Here is a 19136-nt window from a genome sequence, read left to right as displayed (position 1 = left end):
GTTTTGGTTTTCAAGCGCTCTGTCAGGCCATAACCTTGTGGCATGTCACCGCAATTAATCCAGCGGAAGACTCGCTTCGGGGTACAGGTTTGGAAAGAGCATGCCGAGCGTATCCAGGGGCAGCCCGAAGCGAACCGCGCCATACGCGGTGTCACTGACGAGCAAACCGTCGGCCAAGAGTTTCGACAACAGTGATCGCGCATTTCTCTCGCCAAGACCTGTCATCTGGGCGAACTCACCGCGAGCGACTGGGCCCAGCCCGAAAATATGAATAAGCGGCAAAATTGCTTCGCGCCTGATGCCCTTGTCTTGCGTCGACCGGAAAATCACTAAGGCCTCGATGCGCTGCTTTATTCCATCCAGAGCGAGCATTTTCGACATGTACGTCACCTGGTCGTCGCACACGCCAAGGAAGTATTTGACCCACTCCAGCAGCCCTGACGCGCTGAGGTTTCCCCTGCCATCCAAATCCCCCCGGCGCGGAGAATCGGCGTTGTGTAGCGCCGCGTAGTAAGCTTCCGTCGATCTCGCGAATCCCCGACTCGGAGACCAGAGGCCTTCCGATAATTTCCATAGGGAGCAATGGCTCTGAAGCCGCGTGGCCCTGCCGTTACCATCAAGGAAAGGGTGTACCCAAGCCACACGATGGTGAGCACAGGCCGTATTGATCAAGATACGCTCCCATCCCCGCGATGAGCCGTAGACATCGTCCAGCCGCTTGAGAAACGCCGGCAGAGACACCCCAGTAGGAGGGATATGCCCGCCCACATGGACATCACGGGTCCGGATTTGACCGGGAATAATGACTTCGCCATCATCGGACAGCCGGTCGCCCGGTTCCAGTCGCTCATATAGGGCGCGATGTGCATCGGTCAGAAATGTGGACGTCAACGCGGAGCGATGTTCGACCAATCCTTCCAATTCTTGTTCTGCGGCGATGTGCGCGAGTGCGATCCGCTGCAACCGGGCCTCATCCGGCTTCTGGGAAAAATCGTTTTGCAGTGCCCTCTCGATATTGCGTGGATGGGTGCTCTGCCCTTCTATTCGATTGCTATAGAAGGAATTCATTTTTCTGACCAGCTCGCGCAGCGTGGCCCGCGTTGTTTCATGCGCGGCAGACGCCAGCTTCACTGATCCCAAGACAACGCTCTCGCCCAGCGCGCCAACTTCGTCCAGCTGGCGCTCGGTTAACAAGAGAGGCTCAAATTGGTGTGGTGAGTCGTACATTTCTGCCGCTTTTTTTGCCGTTTTTATAGAATCCCAAGTAATTGATTGTACAAGCTATTTTCGCGAAATTGTGCATTCTTTTCAAAGACCTTCTGCCGCTTTGATTGCCGGTCGCTTGTAGCTCGCTGATTTACGATGGTGTCATAACATGACGAACCCGCTTGCGCCGGTAGGCGCCGTAGCCGACATGGCAAAGCCAGTACACCAACAAAGCCAGGATCAACAGCGCCGGTGCATTCAGCACACCCGAATCCCGCACCGCTTTCGGAAAGACCTGTTGCTGCCCCAGGAAGAGTGAATTGGCCGCAATGAAATAGGCGACGGTCATGCGCCACAGATGGCGGGCCAGGCGCGTCGCCCCGGTGACGCCGCGGTTCAGGATCAATCTCAGATCGCCCACCGCAGCCACGCTGCCGATGATCATGAACAAGACAAAGGCGGCGCCCGGCTGGCCGTCCAGCTTGCCGGTCGTGCTCTGTCCGGCCAGCCAGAAGAAATAAGCGCCGGCAATGGTGATGCTCAACGAAGTCAAGAGCACGCCGTAGTCGAAGCGGCCGACTTGGCCGGGCTTGCGCTTGACGGCGGTCCACGAAGTTAGGACCAGATAGAAGGTCAACACGCCGGCGACTACCGAAGCGCGCTCGGGCGTCGGCAGGAACGGCGCCACGCAGGCACCGATCCCGGACATCATCATCATCGCCACGACAAAGATTTTTCCCGCCAGGCGGTGCAGGTCGGAACCTTTGCGGAACACGAAGGCGGCAGCGCCGGACAGCAGGCCCACGCTACCGGCGCCGATGTGCAGGTACAAGACCGCCGCAGCGGCAACGTGAACCAGGACAGAACTGCCGGGATCAACATACAGTATGGTCATTTTCAATAACTCCGAAGTAACGTGGATAGCGCGAAAAAGTTTATGGCCGCTGCCGCGCGAAGAAGGCCCAGATCATGGCCGGTCCGTTGGGTTCCATCGGTGACGGTCCCAAAAGGCGCGGGCGGCGCGCATACGGCTGCGGCAGGCCGTGGCCGCCGCCATGGATGGTCACCAGCTCGACCTCGCTCTTGCCGTCGTTGTGCCAGCGTGCCTGCTCGACGCTGATGCCCTCTGCCGCTGGTGTCAGGCTGATCTGAGGCGCACCAACAAGCTGGCTGCGATCCGCGAAATACTGCGCCGATGCCTGCGAGGAAATGACCTGCCCGCCCTTGTAGAACAGCCCCAACAGGTTGATCTCGCCGCCGGCGTAAGGCACCAGTGGATCCTTGGTGCCGTTCATGATCATCACCGGCGTGGTCTGCGCCACAGGCTTGCATTGGAAATTCTGCGACGCCGGCAGATTGGCGATCACCGCGGCCACCGCGCGGTAACGGCTCGGTTGCTCCAGCGCCAAGCGTATCCCCATCGAGCCGCCGTTCGACACGCCGGCAGCAAACACACGCGTCGGGTCGAGTCCGATTTCGCCGACCAGCTTGTCGACCAGGGCGCCCAGGAAGCCCACATCGTCGGCGCTGACGCCGTTCACCTTGGTGTCACCGATCGAACTGCAGTCATTCCAGTCGAAGGCGTAAGACTTGGGGTAGACAACGGCGAAGCCATGCTGGTCGGCCAGGCGTTCGAAGCTATAACCGGTGCCGACGCGAATTTGCTGGAGGCCTTCTCCGGAACCATGCATCACCACCACCAGGGGCGCGCCTTTGGGCAAGCCCTTGGGCACATAGGTACGGTAGCTGCGTGTCAAGCCGGCTACTTCAATGGAACCCTGACTGAGGGTGCCGGACAGCTGCGGCTTCTCGGGATCGGGGGTATAGACGAAATAGCCGAGCAGACCGGCCAGCACAGCCACCAGGCCAAGCAGGCCCAAGAAGGTGAACATCAGGAACCGCAGAACTTTTTTCATGGTATGGATCTCGTTATTGCGAAAACGTCCACCTTACCAGCATGACCCAGCCGGGACTAGCTACAAGCGACCGGCTACGCCACCGCCAGCACGAACCACGTCCCAGCGCGACGAACGACGCCGGCGCCCGAGGATCGGCCCGCTGAACAGCTCATCCCGCCAAGCCGTGGCTGAATACCCGCGCGCCGTCGTTCGTCCGAAACGCCGATTGGGTGGGGCGGCGCAGCAATACCATGGGTTGTCCTGGCGAGATCTGAGCCGCACCGTCCCGCTTCTCGCTTCCTCAACCGCCTGTCTTAAGACTAAGCCGACCATGAAAACTCAACGCATTCGTCCACGCAACCTCCTTTCGATCGTCACCCTTGCGCTGTTGGCCGGCATGGGTACAGCCCAGGCCGCCATCTTCAAGGATGCGCAGTTTGAGTCGCTGCAAGACGCCGGCAACTACGTCGAACTGGAGCGGCAAGCGCAAGTCCGTCTGAAGGCCGATGCCGGCGATGCCGAGGCCAGCGCGGCCTTGTCCCTGGCGCTGACCTTCATCGACGCCGGTGACGCGAAACGGCTGGAAGCCGGCGCCAAGCAGGCCAAACGCTGCGTCGAACAGCATCCGGCGGCGGCGGTGTGCCATCTGGCGACGGCGCAGAACCTGAGCATGCAGATGCTCAGCATGGGGATGTTCAAGGCCATGCGCATGCTCGACACCTTGAAAGAGTCCTGGAGCCGCACGCTGGAACTGGCCCCCGACAGCTTCGTGGCCCGCGTGCAATTGGCCAAGCTCTACCTGACCGTGCCCGGCATGATGGGCGGCAGCGTCTCCAAGGCCAAGGAACTGGAGGCCGCCGTGCGCACCAGCCAACCTGAAACGGCGCGCATCATCCGGGTCGACATCGCCGCCGAAGCCAAGCAATGGGGCGCGATGGAGGCCGAGTTGGCTGCGCTCAAACCGGGCAAGGATGCCGCCATGCGGGAGGAAATTCGCGACGCCACCATGCAGCTGGCACAGGTCTTCCTGGCGGACGGCAAAGACCTGGCCAAGGCCAAGAGCCTGTACGCGAACCTGCTGCGCGACCAGCCCGACCACGCCGCCGGCTACTACGGGCTGGGCCGGGTCCATACCCAGATGGGCCAGGCGGACGAGGCGATTCGCAACCTTGAGCGCGCCAAGGCCATGGCCGGCGCCGACGAGTATCCGATCGAGCACCGCCTGGGCGACGCCTATCTGGCCAAAGGCGACAAGGCGCAGGCCAAGGCGGCGTATGAACGCTTCATCGCCAACAAACGCTCCAACCCGGCCAATCTCGACGACGCCCGCAAGAGCCTGTCCAAGCTCGGCTGAACGCAGCCAGGCAATAAGGCGGCCTCGGCGAGGCCCGATAAACTCATCCACTAAAGGTGCACTCATATGAACCACGACGACCTCCCACTCTGGCGCTTGAACCTGCTGCGCGCCTTCTATTTGCTGGTGACGCTGGGGCTGGCACTCAGCTTCGGCCCGTTGATGCTGCAGCACAGCGACCTCTGGGCGCAGCGCAAGGGCGAAACCGCGGCGCTGTTGAGCGCCATGGCGATCCTCTGCCTGTGGGGACTGCGCTATCCGCTGCAAATGCTGCCCCTGCTGATCTTCGAACTGGTCTGGAAAACAATCTGGCTGCTGGCCATTGCCTTGCCGTTGTGGCTGGGCGGGGCCATGACGCCGGCCGTGGAAGAGACCGCCTTTGCCTGCCTGCTGGGCATCGTGCTGACGCCGTTGGTGCTGCCATGGCGCCATATCGCGCATCACTACTTCGCCAAGCCAGCGCCGCGTTGGCGCTAAGCCGCAGCGGCCCTTCGACCCTACATCCATCGAGTATCATATGGACATGCCATCCGACCAATCCGCCCGCTTCAACGATCCTGCCGCGCCGGCCAACTGGCGCGCCATGCTCGGCTGGCGCCGCCTGCGCACCGTCGCCATCCTCTGTACGCTGATCATCCTGCTGTTCAGCTTTGGCTGGAAGGCGGGCCTGTCCGTTCTCGTGACCAGGATATTCTGCGTCGGCCTGGCCTTGCTGCTGGTGTTCGGCCTGTTCGAACAATGGCCGCGCCGCCTGCCCACGTGGATGGCCCGCTGGGTCCTGCAAGTGGCGGCGGTCGGCGTGACGGTGCCGATCACCATGTTCATCGCCTACATGTGGAGTACGGCGCCGGGAGCGCCAATGTTCTGGAACGAGCCGGACCGGCTGGAAGGCTTCGTGACCTTCACTTTGCTGGGCATGCTGCTCGCGCCCTGGACCGCGCTGACGGCCCTGCTGCGCCAGCGCGAAGCGACGGTGGAAGAACAGGCCGTCGGCTTCGAGCTGGAGCGCAGCGAGATGGCGCGGGCCGCGCTCGATGCCCGCATGCGCCTGCTCACCGCCCAGGTGCAGCCGCATTTCCTGTTCAACACCCTGGCCAATGTGCAGGCCTTGGTGGAGGCCGGTTCACCGCGCGCGCCGCAACTGCTGCAAAGCCTGACGGCCTATCTGCGCGCCGCCGTGCCCCGGCTCGACGGCTCGACCAACACGCTCGGCCAGGAGCTGGAACTGGTGCGCGCCTATCTGGAATTGATGCAGATGCGCATGCCCGACCGTCTCGCCTTCGCGCTGCACATAGGCAGCGGCGGGCATCTGCTGCACTGCCCGCCGATGACGCTGCTGACCCTGGTCGAGAATGCGGTCCAGCATGGCATCGACCCGAGCGAAGAAGGCGGCCGTATCGATGTGCATGCCGAAGTGCTCGCAGCGCAAGGCGACACGCCGCGTTGCCGCCTGACCGTCATCGACACCGGCATCGGCCTGCAGGCGACCGGCCGGGGCCTCGGTACCGGTCTGGCGGCGCTGCGCGAGCGGCTGCTGTGGGCCTACCGGGGCAGCGCGACGCTCGAGCTGGTCGAAGTGGAGCCGCACGGTGTACAAGTGACCATTGAATTCAATATCGAGACGACATGACCACCACCATCAGCGCCCTGATTGCCGACGACGAACCGCTGCTGCGCGAGATTCTTGAAGCACGGCTGGCCGCCGCCTGGCCCGAATTGCACATCGTCGCGCAGGCGCGCAACGGCAGGCAGGCGATCGAACTGTTCGAGGAACATCTGCCGACGATCTGCTTTCTGGACATGCATATGCCGGGCCTGAACGGCATCGAAGTCGCGCGGCACATCGGCAAGCGCTCGCATCTGGTCTTCGTCACCGCCTTCGACCAGTACGCGCTCGATGCTTTCGAACATGGCGTGCTGGACTACCTCGTCAAACCGGTCACCGCCGCCCGCCTGGCGGAAACGGTGGAACGCCTGAAAGCGCGCACCCAAACGGCGCAACCGGCGGTGCACACCGAGGCGCTGCTGGCGCAATTGGCCGAGCGCCTCAAGCTCGGCCAGCCCGAGGCGCTGCGCTGGTTGCGCGCGACGGTGGGCGGCTCCTTGCGGATGATACCGGTTGATGATATCGACTATCTGAAGAGCGATACCAAATACACCCTGGTCGCCTTCCGCGACGAAGGGCAGCCCGCCGAGGCGCTGATACGCATGCCGCTGAAGGACCTGATAGTGCAACTCGACCCGCAGCTGTTTGCGCAGGTTCACCGCTCGGTGGCGGTCAATCTGCGGGCGATACGGCGCGTCACCCGAGGCGACAACGAAACCGCCGACATCGAGCTCAAGGGACGTAGCGAACGCCTGCCGGTCAGCCGCAGCTACTTGCAGTTCTTCAAAGAGATGTAGGCCTGCCCGCCATCAATAACGCCCATTCCACATCAGAAAACTCCCCTGACCAGCCATCGCCATGGCCCCCAAACATGCCAAGGCCAGCAGCACAGAGTGAAGCCGGCTCACCAGCGAGATCGTCCGATTGCGCCAACTTAGCCAAACAGCCCGGAGTGCCACAATTGTGCCGCCCACCGCAAGCCATGCCAAGGCCTGAACCACACGCAAAAGTGTGGCGCAGGTGGGCGAGGCAACGAACAGGGAGTCATTCAAGTAAGCCAGCAAAATGCCGCCGTACAAAACCCATGGCAGCAATGCCAGCAGCCCAGACAAGCGCAGGTGGTTCCGAATCTTAAGCAGTGCCGGCGACCGAACGGCTGGTGGGCCGGAGCGCATGCGCCACACGACAGACAAAGGCCACGCCAGTACGCTTAACAACACCGTAGCAATCGACAAAACCAGGACGGAAAGCATGACCAGCTTGTGCTGATGCCAGGAGACCTTTTGCATGATCTGCATCGGATCCCGGTTGCTGCTCATCTCCCACTCGCCTTGCGCATTCTTGAGGATGTAGCGGCGACGCAGCGGGTTCGCCGCGCTTTGCCACACGCCTGGCTCCACCTCATGCCACTCGACAGGCTTGCCGTTCGATCCACGTACTGTGTCGATGATGAGTGTTCCGGGTGTCACCACGCGCACGATGTTTTGGTCAAGCAGCAAAAATGGCAAAGACAGCGGACTCGATTCAAACCGCCGGGTGGTGCGGTAGCTCCCCTGCATCTGCTCAGACTCGTCGCTCACGGCCTGACGCGGCGGCGCGGCCACTGGTGACGGCGGCGGAAGATAGCGTTCGGCGAAGGACTTCAACAGGACCTCGCGCATGCCCGGATCGGCTTCCGTGTTTTGCACGATGAACAAGCCAAGACGCTGTTCGGGCAGCAGATAGATGACCGAGTGAAAACCTGGAATGTCACCCGTATGTCCGATCAGCCGTTGCGCCACTTCGTCCATTTCGTAAAAACCCAGCGCTATCCCCGGCCCTGCGGGATGGTGGCGGAATTGGGCGCTATGCATCTGCGCCAATGTGGCTGGCTTGAGCAACGGCGGCCCCGCTGAGGTCGGCTCGCCAAGGTGGGCCAGCATGAAACGCGCCATATCCATCGCAGTACTCGACAACGCTGCGGCCGGCGCTATTTGCGCCGTATCGAACGGGCGGGTCGCCCCGGTCCCGACGGCGTACCCCTTCGACAGCAGCGGCGCGAGGCCCGGCGGCAACGGTTGCGCAAAGCTCGAATGGCGCATACCAAGCGGTGCAAAGATATGGCGCTCGGTATAGGTTTCGAAAGCCTCGCCCGACACTCGCTCCACGATGTAAGCCGCCAGCGTCGTGCCATAGCTTGAATAGGCCGGTACCGTGCCGGGAGCAAACAGGCGCTTGGGCATTTGCCGCACGAGGTAGTCCCGCAGCGTAGTCAGTTTTTCAGGCTTGACCCACCTGTTTTCCACTGTATCTTCGAAGCCGGCCGTATGCGTCATGAGATGGCGCATCGTGATCGGTTGAGCGAATGTCGCTGGAATGGGGAAATCCAGATAGCGCGCGAGGTCGGCATCCAGATCGATCTTGCCCTGTTCCGCCAATTGCAACACTGCGGTGTAAGTCACCAGCTTGGATAGCGATGCCATGCGGAACAGCGTGTCACCTGGCGAGACTGGGGTCCCAAGCCCAACGTCCGCATAACCGTAGCCGCGCGCAAACAGCACCTCGCCATCTTTGACAACCACGATTGCGGCGCCGGCGACATCCGATTTCTTCATCTCGCGCGAAGCATGCTGATCGAAAAACGTGCTGAGATCTTCCGCAGTCATCGTTGCACCTTGGGCAGTGGCAGGCCCGCCGCAGCCCAGGCCGATCACCACACTGAACGCTGCTCGAAGCAGGTACGCGCAAGCGCGGTTATAACCACTTGATAGCCTGCTCAACCGACGACTCCAATCTCTCTCTTAGAACTGCGAAAATTAACATTTTAACATTCACGCCAAGCTTCAAGCCGACAACTTATCGTGCCCAGACGAACCAATTCGCTAGCGCCTCCTCCAGTCCTGCGACGCTGTTTTCTTCGCCGATCCAGGCAACGCAGGCATCGGGACGGATCAACATCGATGGTCCGGTATCGACGCCGATGCAACGTACCTTTTGCGTCGTGGCGCCAACCAGTCTGGCCGCGCTGCCGTCGACCGATGTGTCGAGCAAAACGCCCGCGCCATCCTGCATGAGTTCGTAGAGCGTGGCGCCAGCGACCGGCCGGTCGCCCACCAACCGTCCCACCTCATCCCATTCCGACCCAAGATCGTAGCGCGTGGCCAAGCCGCTGGTCATCGCGCCGATCAGCCGGTTGACGTCGTCGCATTGCAGCAGATCCGCCATCAGTTCCCGCATCGCCCCCGCTTGCGGATCGGGCCGCATGATGGCGACCTGGGCCAGCGTGTTGGCCAGCACCGCTTGCGCGACGGGCCGCCGTTCGGCCGTGTAGGTATCGAGCAGGCCGTCGGGCATCTCGCCCCGGATCACCGCCGCAAGCTTCCAGCCGAGGTTGGCCGCGTCCACCAGGCCGAGGCCCAGGCCCTGTCCGCCGAACGGCGTGTGGACATGCGCCGCATCGCCGGCCAGCAGCACCCGGCCTCGGCGGTAGGTGTCGACCAGCCGGGTATGGTCCGTCCATCGGCTGCCGCTTTCGAGCGCCCTCACCCGGACGTCGGCACCACTGACGCGGCGGAGGACGGCTTCGACCTCCTGCCGCGTCACCGGAGCCTGCCGGTCTTCAGGCGGTCCGCTGAAATCGAGCATGAGCAGTCGGCCAGGCGCCGGGCCGAAGGAAAACATGCCGCCGGATGTGCGGTGCCAGCCTAGCGGCAACAGGCGCTCAGGATGGTCAATGTCGGCGACGGCCTGGTAAAAGGTCAGCGTCGGCGGCGTGCCGGGGAAGTCAAAGCCAGCTATCTTGCGGACGAGGCTGCGCCCGCCGTCGCAACCCACGAGGTAAGCGCAGCGGATACGGCCGGCGCGACCCGGCGCGGTCCACTCGACGTCGACGCCGTCCGCCTGCTGGGCGAAATCGGCGACATCGCAGGCGCGGCGCACCTCGATGCCCAGCGCCTGCGCACGCTCGGCCAGCATGGCTTCCAGCGCCTGCTGGTCCACCGGACGGGGACGCCGTTCCGGCTCTTTCTGCGCATCCTTGCGTATCAAGGACAGGCCGGCGAAATGGCCGCTGAACTTGGACGTCCGGCCGCGCAAAACCGCTCCAGCCTGCTCAATCTCCGCGAAGCTGCGCGCCTCTGCGGCGGCGATCGCCTCGGCCATGCCGCGACGCATCAACGCTTCCACGCCCAGCGGTCCGATGCCAAATGCCTTCATCGCCATGCTCGGGGCGGCCAGGCGTTCCAGCACCAGGACGCGCGCGCCACCCAACGTCAGTTCAATGGCGGTCAGCAGCCCTACCGGCCCGGCGCCCACCACGACAACATCCACTTGCTCAATCATATACTCGATCCCAATATGTACTCAGTATATGTAAACTATGCTATCATCGGCCACATGTCAATCCCAGTCGATCTTCGATCCCGCAAACGCCTCGCCACGCGACAAGGCATCTCCAATGCCGCCACGCGCCTGTTCCTTGAACGGGGCTTCGATCATGTGACCGTGGACGACATCGCGGCAGCGGCCGACGTCGGGCGGATGACGGTGTTCAACCACTTCCCCCGCAAGGAGGACATGTTCTTCGATCGCGACGAAGAAGCCCGCGAGTTGCTGCGCCTGGCCTTGCGCGAGCGGGCCCCGGATGTCGCTCCGATCGAGGCCTTGCGCCTGCTCGCCCACCGGCTGGCTGAGGAGCAAAGCCCCTACACCAGATTTTCCGCAGCAAGCCAGGGCTTCATCGAGACCATCGAAGGCAGCGCAACCCTCAAGGCGCGGGCCCGGGCGATCCGCGACGAGATCGCGCAAGTGGTCGCGGTGGCGCTGGCCGCATGCGCAGGACGGGAACCTGCCGATCCCGACGCGCAGCTAGCGGCCAGTCTGCTCTTGGCGACCTGGACCGTGGCCCTCGTTCAGGCTCACCAAGCCTTCCGGCAAGGGCGCGATACCGGGCAAGCAAAATCCGTCTTTCTCGCGGTCGTAGACAAAGGAAGCGTCAGCCTACAAGTCGCAATGGCAGGCACTCCTTACGTCTGAGCGTCCGACGCTTGACGGTCGCCCCACTTGCGTGGCCGCAGATCTCACGCACGATTTCAGCCATAGCATAGCTACCTGACCCGCTTAGTTACTCGTATTTGGCCGCCAGCCGCTGCCACTCGGGATCGTCCTTGAGCTGGCGGATCACCGGGGCGATCTTTTCATAGATCGCCCTCTTGGCGCGCGGCACCAGGAAGCGCCGCTCGGTGGCGCGCGACGGCAGCTCGTGCAGCTGGAATTTGTTGGCCTCCACCGCGTGCACCTTCAGGTAGTAGCGCACGACCGACTCGGCGGCGGTGACGCTGTCCACCCGTCCGAACCGCAGCTTCTCCAGATTGTTGTCGTCGCTGATGGCGTCGCTGCGAACCAGCCCCTGCTGGTGCATCCACGCTTCCAGGTCGGGATAGCTGTAGCCCAGCACCATCCCCACCGTGCGGCCGCGCAGCGCCCCCGGCTTGGACACGCTGAAAGCCTGCCCGGCAGGCAGCACGATCACATAGCGGTCGATATCGAACGGCACGGTCCACAGGTATTTTTTCTGGTCAACGTCGTTGAACCAGTGCGGCATCATGCCGATGACGATGCCGTCCAGTTCGCCTCGCTCGACTTGCAGCTGCAAGCGTTTGCGCGGCAGATAGATCAACTTGAAACTCAGCGGGCCGAGTTTTTTGCGGTTCAGGTAATCGACCAGGTCGGGATAGAGGCCGCTGCTGTCGCCGACCATCAGCGGCGCGACACGGGCGCTGGTGTAGACGTTGACGACCTCCCCCTGCGCCGCTCCGTGGAGCACGCCCAAGCACAGCATCGCCAGTGCCGTCAGGAACTTTTTCATACTTGAAATATAGCACGCCACAACACGGTCCGATTTAAGCCCGTCCCAACCTTGCAGGCGCAAAGGGCCCCGCAGGGCCCTTTCTTCGTTTTAGGACTGGGCGAAGGCCAGGAAGTCGGCGTTGAACTGGTCCTTGTGGGTGTCGGTCAGCCCGTGCGGCGCGCCGGCGTAGACGATCAGCTTGGCATGCTGGACGATGGCGGCCGAGGCCTTGCCGGCGGCGTCGATCGGCACGATCTGGTCGTCGTCGCCGTGGATGATCAGTGTCGGCTTGTCGAATTTCCTCAAATCGTCGCGGAAGTCGGTTTCCGAGAAGGCCTTGATCGAGTCATAGGTATTCTTGTGGCCGGCCTGCATGCCCTGGGCATACCAGGCCTGGATGATGCCCTGCGACGGCTTGGCGCCCGCACGGTTGTAGCCGTAGAACGGACCCGAGGCGATATCCAGGTACAGCTGCGCACGGTTGGCCACCGAGCCGGCGCGGATGCCGTCGAACACTGCCATCGGCAGGCCGCCCGGATTGGTCTCGGTTTTCAGCATCAGCGGCGGCACCGCCGAGATCAGGCCCAGCTTGGCGACGCGCCCGGTGCCGTGGCGGCCCACATAACGCGCCACCTCGCCGCCGCCGGTCGAGAAGCCGGCCAGGATGATGTTCTTCAAGTCCAGCGCTTCGATCAACTGCGCCAGGTCGTCGGCGTAGTGGTCCATGTCGTTGCCGTCCCACGGCTGGCTGGAGCGGCCGTGGCCGCGGCGGTCGTGGGTGATCACACGGAAACCATTGTTGGCCAAGTGGAAGGCCGCCGACTCCCAGCTGTCCGCGTTCAGCGGCCAGCCATGGCTCAGCACGACCGGCTGGCCGGTGCGTGGGCCCCAATCCTTGTAGTAGATCTCGACGCCGTCGCGGGTAGTGATGGTGCTGTTGGTAGTTTGGGTAGCGTTGTTCATGATCTTCTTCCTTTTAGTCGATGTGTGGATGACAAGTGTTGTGCTAAAGTTCCCGGCACGTTTGGCCTTGCGATGGAATGAATCTTAGGCCTGCCGGCGCGTTTGCGGAACAGACAGCCCTGCAAGCCCACTTTGCAAAAACGCAGGCCCCCAACCCGACACCGTCCATGCCCTCAAGTACCGACTTCGACTGGAACGACATCCCGCTGATCCTGGCGCTGGCCCGCAGCGGCAGCATGAGCGCCACCGGCCGCCAACTGGGCGTGGACGCCTCGACCATCAGCCGCCGCATCGCCGCCGCCGAAAAGTCGCTCAAGCTGCGCCTGTTCATCCGCGACAACACCGGCTACCAGCTGACCGACGCCGGCCAGGTCTTCGTCCAGCACGGCGAAGCGGTGTACGGCAACGTCCAGGGCATGTTGCAAGCCTCGTCGCAGGAGGCCGACGCCACCGCCGGCACGGTCAACATCACCTCCATCGACTTCCTGTTCGACTACTGGTTGCTGGAACACGTTCCCGCCCTGCACGCCCAGCATCCGCAGCTGCAACTGACGCTGCAGGCGGAAAACCAGAACCTGTCCTTCACCCGCCGCGAGGCCGACTTCGCCCTGCGTCTGGGCAAGCCGGGCGAGGACGCGGCGCTGGTGATGCGCAAGCTGGGCGACCTGGGCTTCGCCGTCTACGGCCACGCCCGCTTCGCGGACACGCCGCGCGCCTGCTGGGGCACCCAGCCGTGGATCGCCTACGACGACGCCCTGGCCGGCACCGGCGAGATGCGCTGGCTGGCGCAGATGGACCCGCAACCGCGCATCGTGCTCAAGGTGAACAGCCTGAGCACGATGGTGCGCGCCTGCCGCGCCGGCGTCGGCATGGCGCTCCTACCCTGCATCATGGGACAGCAGGAGGGACTGGAGCGCATCGGCGGCGGCGTCGAGGTGCAGCGCGACATCTGGCTGCTCAGCCATCGCGACGCCGGCTCCATCGCCCGCTACAAAACCGTCTCCGCCTGGCTATCGCAGCTCTACGCCGGCAGCCAGGACCTGTTGTGCGGCGCGGTTTCACACCGCTAATCCGCATTCTGACCCCTCGTTTTTGCAGTTCGTCACATCCCGGTGGATGTACAGGGGGCCCTTGTCTATAGTTCACTCAACGCAAGACAAAACGCAGTGAACCAAACCACCCAAGGAGCTCAAAATGAACATCGCTAAAAACATGGAAGCCATCTTCGTCGCCGCAATCGTCGTCGCCAGCGCTACCTCCTTCGCCACCGCCGCCGTACCGGCCATGCATACCGCCGCCCCAGTGGCAGCAGTCGCCGCCAAGGCCGACACCACGAAAATGCAAGTGGTGACCGTCAGCGCCAAGCGCCTGACCGCCGCTGAAAAAGCCGCACTGTAATCGCGCCCTGCAATCGATAAATAACTCACGCTGAACGACGGAGCGCATGATGAAAAAATATCTGAAGGCTGCGATGCTGGCCACGGTACTGAGCAGCGGCGCCAGCGCCGCGCTGGCCGCCGATGTGACCAGCGAAACCCGCAGCGTCGATGCGCGCGCCGTCAACATCGATCTTGATGGCGTCATCAGCCTCAAGGTCAAGCAAGGTCCAGTCGCGTCGCTGACTCTATACGGAGAGGCTGACGCGCTGAAAAAAGTGACGGTGGAGCAGACGGGCGATACCCTGCACATCGGCACCAGCAAGGTCCGCAGCAGCTTCACTTTCGGCTTCGGAAGAAAGCAAGACCTGCGGGCGGAACTGACGCTGCCAAATCTGCGCCAAGTGGTGTCGGGCGGCGTCGGTTCCACCGAAGTGTATGGCTTCAGCGGCGACAACCTGCGCCTGGCGTTGGACGGCGCCGGCTCGGTCAAGGTCAACGCCCAGTACCGCAACGTCGATGTGAAGCTGGGCGGCGTCGGCAGCATGACCGTCAACGCCGGCAATAGCGACAACGTCGACCTGAATCTGCGCGGCACCGGCCACATCGAAATCACCGGCCAGACCAAGCAGCTGCACGCCAGCCTTGGCGGCGTCGGCGGCCTCGATGCGGAGCAGCTGCGCGCCGACACGGTGGAAGTCACGATGTCAGGACTGGGGAGCGCGTCGGTGTACGCGAAGACCAGCGCGAATATGAAGTTATCGGGCATGGGTTCGGCCAAGGTGTACGGCAACCCGGCCAATCGTAGCGCCAGCGCCCGCGGCATGGGCAGCATCAGCTGGCAGTAAGGAATGCGGTAGTCCGCAGCAGGAAACACATGGGTGTGTTTTTACCGTCCGCGAGGCTCACTCCTCCCGGACGGTTTTTTTTTACTTCAGATAGCGGGCCTGCACGGCATCGCGCCCCAGCACGATCCGCATGTCGGCGTAGACCGACTTACCGTTCCGCGCTTGCAGCGGCAGGCCCAGTCGCTGCGCCAACGTCAGCGCCAGCACTTGCTGGTCGCGCTGGTACTCGATGCGGCTGACCGGCACCACGAACGGCTTCACATTGGTCAGGCGCGTGGCCTTGATGCCTTCCGCGTCCAGCGTGCGCGCCAGGCGCGCGGCCGCGCCGGCAACGCCGTTGCCGTTGCTGATCTCCAGCTTGACGCCTTGCGCCACAGGCGCCGCTTCAGCGCTGGCCGCCACGCGCAGCACTTCCACCAACGCCGCGCCAATCGTCCTCACTTCCGTGCGCGGCATCGAGGCGTCGACGACGGCCCTGGCCTGCGCCGCGCCTTGCTTCAACAGCGCGTAGTCGCGCTGCACGTCATGCGCTCGCAAGGTGGCGGCTTGCCTGAACATGGTCGCCGCCCGTTGGCGTTCGCCGCCCGCCTCCAGCGCGGCGCCCAGCTGCTCCCAGCGCGATGCCTCGGTCGGCTCCAGCAGGCAGGCCTGTTCCAGCGCGGTGACGGCGCCGGCTTTCCGGTCCGTCTCCGGCATTGGCGCCGTGGCCATGCCGCTGCACGCCATCAGCAACGCGCCGGTGCACGCGGCGCCCAGTGTACGTTTCATCATCGCCTCCTATTTTCCCAACATGCTCGGCAGCATGCGGTAAATCTGTATGCCGGCGGGGCCGATCAACACCAGCATCAGGGTCGGAAAAATACAGAAGATCAGCGGGAACAGCAGCTTTAATGCGATCTTGGCGGCGGCTTCCTCGGCGATCATGCTGCGCTTGGCGCGCAGATTGTCCGAGTGCACCCGCAGGGATTCGCCCATGCTGGTGCCGAAGCGTTCCGACTGTATCAGCATCGCCACCAGCGTATCGACATCGTCGACGCCGCTGCGCAAAGCCAGGTTGCGCAAGGCCTTCTCCTTGCTGAAGCCCGCGCGCATTTCCATCAGCGCCAGTTGCAGCTCCTGCGCCAGCGCCACGCTTTTGATGTGGATTTCGCCGGCCACCTTGGCCATGGCGCGTTCCAGGCTCAGGCCCGCTTCCACGCAGACGGTCAACAGATCCAGCGCATCGGGGAAGTTTTCGAAGATTTCGCGGCAGCGGCCGGCCGCCCTGCGCGATAGCATGACGTTCGGCAGGTAATAGCCGATGGCCGCCGTCATCAGCAGCAGGTAGATGAAGCCCCGGTTCAGCATGTTCTCCAGCGCGGCGGCGCCCAGCCCCGCCAGCAAGGCCGGGAGCCCCAGCGCCAGCAGCGTCTTGGCGGCGAAGTACAGCGACGGCGCCGACGCGCCGCGCCAGCCCGCGTTCATGAAACGGGTGCGCAACGGCGAGCGCTCCCAGCCCTCCTCCGGCAGCGACAGCCGCGAAAACGGTTGCGCCGCCTGCGCGACCTTCTCTATCCAGCCGCCGTCGACCGGCGCCGACGATTCCGACTTGCCGATAAAATCACCGAGCCGCTCGCGTATCGGCACCGACGAAAAGCTGAGCAGCGCCACCAGCGCCACGCCCACCACCACCGCGAACACGATAACGAGAAAGCCTATCTGCCGGATATCCATGCCGCGCTCCTTACACCCGTATGCGTATCACTTTGCGCATCCACATAACGCCGCCAGCGGCCATCGTCAACGCGTACCACGTCAGCGTCACGCCGGCCGGATCGGTCCACAGCACCTTCACGTAAGCGGGATTGGACAACATCATCAGCGCCAGCACGCCCAGCGGCAGCAAGCCCAGTATCCACGCCGACATCCGCCCCTCGGCCGACATCACGCGCACCTGCGCCAGCAGCCGCAGGCGGGCGCGTATCAGGCGGCTGATGCTGCCCAGGACTTCGGCCAGGTTGCCGCCGGATTCGCGCTGTATCAGCACCGCGATCACCAGGTAGCGCAGGTCGGTCAGCGGTACGCGCATCGCCAGGTTGTGCAAGGCTTCGTTCATCGGCACGCCGTAGTTGATCTCTTCGTAGGCGAACTTGAATTCGCCGGCGATCGGCTCCGGCATTTCCTCGCCCACCATCTGCATCACGTTGGCGAAGGAGTGGCCGGCCCTCAGCGCCCTGCCGAGAAAATCCGCGGCCTCCGGCAGCTGTTCCTCCAGCTTGACCAGGCGCGCGCGCCGCGTGCGCATCAACAGCGCCCAGGGCAGCGACAGTATCATCGCCAGCATGCCGGTCGCCGCCAGCGCCGGCAAATTCAACATGGCCGGCAGCATCAGTGCCGGCGCCAGCAACGCCAGCATGCAGCCGAGGAACTGCGCCACCGACCAGCGCACACCCGCTTGCAGCAGCAGTCGGTCCAGTAAAGCCAGGTGCTTGTAGCGGCGCAGGAATCTTTCGAGCGCCGGATTGCGGCTGTAGCTGCGCTGCTTGAGGATATCGATCCGCTCTCCGCCATGCTCGCCGCGCGCCGCCATCAGCCGCAGGCGCTTGGAGATGCGCCGCGCGCCGCTGCCGTGCGCGCCCGACCACCACAGCCAGGCGCCTTCGATCATCAGGATCACGGCGGCGAACAGCAGCACCGCAAAGGCGGAGAAGATCGCATCCATGTCGCTACTCGTAGATCTTGTCGGGATCGAACACGGAATCGGCCACCGGCACGCCAAACAGGCGCAGGCGGTCGGCGAAGCGCGGCCGCACGCCGGTGGCGGAGAAGCGGCCCAGCACCTTGCCGTTCGCATCCACGCCCTTTTGCTCGTAGCGGAAGATCTCATGCATGGCGATCACGTCGCCCTCCATGCCGGTGATCTCCTGCAGGCTGACCAGCTTGCGCGTGCCGTCGGTCAGCCGCGACACCTGCATCACCACCGTCACGGCGGAGCAGATCTGCTGCCGCGTGGCGCGCGGGGTCAGGTTCAAGCCGGTCATGCCGACCATGTTCTCCAGCCGCGACAAGGCGTCGCGCGGGGTGTTCGAGTGGATGGTGGCCAGCGAGCCTTCGTGGCCGGTGTTCATCGCCTGCAGCATGTCGAGCGCCTCCGGCCCGCGCACCTCGCCGAGGATGATGCGGTCCGGCCGCATGCGCAGCGCGTTGCGCACCAGCGAGCGCTGATTGACCTCGCCCTTGCCTTCGATGTTGGGCGGCCGCGTTTCCAGGCGCACCACATGCGGCTGGCGCATCTGCAGCTCCGCCGCGTCCTCGATGGTGACGATGCGTTCCGCCGCCGGGATAAAGCCGGACAGCACGTTCAGCATGGTGGTCTTGCCGCTGCCGGTGCCGCCGGAGATCAGGATGTTGACCTTGGCCTGGCCCAGCGCCTTCAGCACCTCCATCATCGGCGGCGTCAGGCTGCGGTAGTCGAGCAGGTTCTGCACCGTCAGCGGATTGACCGCGAAGCGGCGTATCGACAGGATGGGGCCATCGATCGCCAGCGGCGGAATGATGGCGTTCACGCGCGAGCCGTCCGGCAGCCGCGCATCGACCATCGGGCTCGATTCGTCCACGCGGCGGCCCACGCGCGAGACGATCTTCTCGATGATCTTCATCAGGTGGGCGTTGTCGTTGAAGGTCACGTCGGTCAGCTCCAGCCGGCCGGCGCGTTCGACGTAGACCTTGGCGCAGGTGTTGACCAGGATGTCGGACACGCCGGGATCGGCCAGCAGCGGCTCCAGCGGTCCGAAGCCCAGCATCTCGTGCTGGATGTCGAGCACCAGGCTATGCCGCTCATGCTGATTGAGCACGATGCGCTCTTCCTCGATGATGCGCTGGACCAGCAGCGCTAGCTCGTGCTTGAACTGCTCCGGCGTCAGCCGCTTCAGGCGTTCCAGGTCGATACGGTCGAGTATCGTCTGGTGCATGCTCTTCTTCAGCTCCTGGTAGGCCGATGCCGCCAGTCCCGGCAGGCCGCCGATAATCAGGCCCTGGCGGCTGTCGTCCGCCGTCGCCAGTCGTTCGCGTAAGCTCAT

At 63.7% G+C, this 19136-nt stretch carries 19 protein-coding genes; 8 read left to right on the top strand and 11 right to left on the bottom strand.

Features of this window, described 5'->3' with window-relative positions; genetic code table 11:
* Nucleotides 1–54: 54 nt before the first annotated feature.
* From AC07OK_RS10605 to AC07OK_RS10595, 3 genes are all read right to left on the bottom strand, one after another.
* On the bottom strand, nucleotides 55–1227 hold the full coding sequence (locus AC07OK_RS10605) for a Fic family protein (RefSeq protein ID WP_494690284.1): 1173 nt from the start codon (nucleotides 1225–1227) through the stop codon (nucleotides 55–57).
* Nucleotides 1228–1357: 130 nt separating this feature from the next.
* The gene (locus AC07OK_RS10600; protein ID WP_494690283.1) at nucleotides 1358–2101 is read right to left on the bottom strand and encodes a DUF2306 domain-containing protein; all 744 of its coding nucleotides are present in this window, start codon (nucleotides 2099–2101) and stop codon (nucleotides 1358–1360) included.
* A 40-nt stretch (nucleotides 2102–2141) separates the two neighbouring features.
* Nucleotides 2142–3122 (bottom strand): CE1 family esterase, encoded by a 981-nt coding sequence (locus AC07OK_RS10595; protein WP_494690282.1) that lies wholly within the window; start codon nucleotides 3120–3122, stop codon nucleotides 2142–2144.
* A gap of 313 nt (nucleotides 3123–3435) precedes the next feature.
* On the opposite strand from AC07OK_RS10595, the gene AC07OK_RS10590 reads away from it, so the two are divergent.
* The 4 genes from AC07OK_RS10590 (at nucleotide 3436) to AC07OK_RS10575 (ending at nucleotide 6861) form a co-directional block, all read left to right on the top strand.
* Nucleotides 3436–4458 (top strand): tetratricopeptide repeat protein, encoded by a 1023-nt coding sequence (locus AC07OK_RS10590; RefSeq protein WP_494690281.1) that lies wholly within the window; start codon nucleotides 3436–3438, stop codon nucleotides 4456–4458.
* A 66-nt stretch (nucleotides 4459–4524) separates the two neighbouring features.
* Nucleotides 4525–4935 (top strand): hypothetical protein, encoded by a 411-nt coding sequence (locus tag AC07OK_RS10585; protein ID WP_494690280.1) that lies wholly within the window; start codon nucleotides 4525–4527, stop codon nucleotides 4933–4935.
* Between the two features lie 40 nt (nucleotides 4936–4975).
* A complete protein-coding gene (locus AC07OK_RS10580) occupies nucleotides 4976–6088 on the top strand; it encodes a sensor histidine kinase (protein WP_494690279.1) in 1113 nt (370 codons plus the stop codon).
* A complete protein-coding gene (locus AC07OK_RS10575; RefSeq protein ID WP_494690278.1) occupies nucleotides 6085–6861 on the top strand; it encodes a LytR/AlgR family response regulator transcription factor in 777 nt (258 codons plus the stop codon). The genes AC07OK_RS10580 and AC07OK_RS10575 overlap by 4 nt, the downstream gene beginning before the upstream one ends.
* Before the next feature lie 12 nt (nucleotides 6862–6873).
* Here AC07OK_RS10575 and AC07OK_RS10570 read toward each other — a convergent pair whose 3' ends face one another.
* Together AC07OK_RS10570 and AC07OK_RS10565 are read right to left on the bottom strand one after the other, a co-directional pair.
* A complete protein-coding gene (locus tag AC07OK_RS10570; protein WP_494690277.1) occupies nucleotides 6874–8760 on the bottom strand; it encodes a serine hydrolase domain-containing protein in 1887 nt (628 codons plus the stop codon).
* Nucleotides 8761–8899: 139 nt separating this feature from the next.
* Nucleotides 8900–10384, bottom strand: a complete 1485-nt coding sequence (locus AC07OK_RS10565; protein ID WP_494690276.1) for an FAD-dependent monooxygenase — start codon at nucleotides 10382–10384, stop codon at nucleotides 8900–8902.
* Nucleotides 10385–10438: 54 nt separating this feature from the next.
* On the opposite strand from AC07OK_RS10565, the gene AC07OK_RS10560 reads away from it, so the two are divergent.
* Nucleotides 10439–11077, top strand: a complete 639-nt coding sequence (locus tag AC07OK_RS10560; protein ID WP_494690275.1) for a TetR/AcrR family transcriptional regulator — start codon at nucleotides 10439–10441, stop codon at nucleotides 11075–11077.
* Nucleotides 11078–11165: 88 nt separating this feature from the next.
* Here the strand turns inward: AC07OK_RS10560 and AC07OK_RS10555 are convergent, their stop codons facing one another.
* Both AC07OK_RS10555 and AC07OK_RS10550 read right to left on the bottom strand, forming a co-directional pair.
* Nucleotides 11166–11909: a substrate-binding periplasmic protein gene (locus tag AC07OK_RS10555; protein WP_494690274.1), complete on the bottom strand. Its 744-nt coding sequence runs from the start codon at nucleotides 11907–11909 to the stop codon at nucleotides 11166–11168.
* Nucleotides 11910–11999: 90 nt separating this feature from the next.
* The gene (locus AC07OK_RS10550; RefSeq protein WP_494690273.1) at nucleotides 12000–12854 is read right to left on the bottom strand and encodes an alpha/beta fold hydrolase; all 855 of its coding nucleotides are present in this window, start codon (nucleotides 12852–12854) and stop codon (nucleotides 12000–12002) included.
* Nucleotides 12855–13021: 167 nt separating this feature from the next.
* Between AC07OK_RS10550 and AC07OK_RS10545 the strand changes: the two genes are divergently transcribed.
* From AC07OK_RS10545 to AC07OK_RS10535, 3 genes are all read left to right on the top strand, one after another.
* A complete protein-coding gene (locus AC07OK_RS10545) occupies nucleotides 13022–13924 on the top strand; it encodes a LysR family transcriptional regulator (protein ID WP_494690272.1) in 903 nt (300 codons plus the stop codon).
* Nucleotides 13925–14048: 124 nt separating this feature from the next.
* Nucleotides 14049–14252 carry a hypothetical protein gene (locus tag AC07OK_RS10540; RefSeq protein WP_494690271.1) on the top strand — a complete coding sequence of 68 codons (204 nt, stop codon included), beginning with the start codon at nucleotides 14049–14051 and terminating at the stop codon, nucleotides 14250–14252.
* A gap of 46 nt (nucleotides 14253–14298) precedes the next feature.
* Nucleotides 14299–15078, top strand: coding sequence for a GIN domain-containing protein (locus AC07OK_RS10535; RefSeq protein WP_494690270.1), 780 nt, complete (start codon nucleotides 14299–14301; stop codon nucleotides 15076–15078).
* 81 nt (nucleotides 15079–15159) lie between these two features.
* Here AC07OK_RS10535 and AC07OK_RS10530 read toward each other — a convergent pair whose 3' ends face one another.
* From AC07OK_RS10530 to AC07OK_RS10515, 4 genes are read right to left on the bottom strand one after another with little or no spacing between them, the layout of a single operon-like run.
* Complete coding sequence (locus AC07OK_RS10530) at nucleotides 15160–15846, bottom strand: LytR C-terminal domain-containing protein (protein ID WP_494690269.1); 687 nt, start codon at nucleotides 15844–15846, stop codon at nucleotides 15160–15162.
* 9 nt (nucleotides 15847–15855) lie between these two features.
* Nucleotides 15856–16791 (bottom strand): type II secretion system F family protein, encoded by a 936-nt coding sequence (locus tag AC07OK_RS10525; RefSeq protein WP_494690268.1) that lies wholly within the window; start codon nucleotides 16789–16791, stop codon nucleotides 15856–15858.
* 10 nt (nucleotides 16792–16801) lie between these two features.
* The gene (locus AC07OK_RS10520; RefSeq protein ID WP_494690267.1) at nucleotides 16802–17779 is read right to left on the bottom strand and encodes a type II secretion system F family protein; all 978 of its coding nucleotides are present in this window, start codon (nucleotides 17777–17779) and stop codon (nucleotides 16802–16804) included.
* Nucleotides 17780–17783: 4 nt separating this feature from the next.
* On the bottom strand, nucleotides 17784–19136 hold the full coding sequence (locus AC07OK_RS10515) for a TadA family conjugal transfer-associated ATPase (RefSeq protein WP_494690266.1): 1353 nt from the start codon (nucleotides 19134–19136) through the stop codon (nucleotides 17784–17786).

The organism is Duganella sp. GW821-FHT07G03, assembly GCF_059418605.1.
The sequence above is the reverse complement of the archived record's forward strand: the minus strand, read 5'-3'. Positions and strand labels throughout refer to the sequence as shown.